This window comes from uncultured Lacinutrix sp. (genome assembly GCF_947500605.1).
Classification (GTDB): domain Bacteria; phylum Bacteroidota; class Bacteroidia; order Flavobacteriales; family Flavobacteriaceae; genus Lacinutrix.
Genome location: NZ_CANMSJ010000025.1, coordinates 1 through 440, shown reverse-complemented (window position 1 = coordinate 440; position 440 = coordinate 1). Strand labels below are relative to the sequence as shown.

At 39.8% G+C, this 440-nt stretch carries 1 pseudogene; it reads left to right on the top strand.

The features are described 5' to 3' along the window. Nucleotides 1–21: 21 nt before the first annotated feature. A pseudogene (locus Q0935_RS15825) lies at nucleotides 22–440 on the top strand (CUB domain-containing protein); the annotation flags it as partial.

Genomic DNA, 440 nt, shown 5'->3' with positions numbered 1-440 from the left:
GATGCACAAGCAAACCCATTAGTGAGTCCGTATACTAACGTTGTACCAAACATGCAAACTATTTATGTAGGTGTGCAAAATACAAACACAGGATGTTACGATACCACTTCACTAGATTTAGTAGTGGAGCAAGCACCAGTAGCTTTCACACCATCAAATTTAGAATATTGTGATCCAGACAGCGATGGCTTTGGAGAGTTTATGCTATCGGATACCGAAGCAGAAATTACAGGAGGTGCGCCAGGACTTACGGTAACTTACCATGAAACAATGTCTGATGCCGATAACAATGTCAATGCATTAGCAAGTCCGTACAACAACATTGTAGTTAATACACAAACTATTTACATCCGTGTAGAAAGTTCAACAATAGCAACCGATTGTGCAACATTTGTAGACTTGGTACTTATTGTCAATCCAACACCACAAATCACAACAGC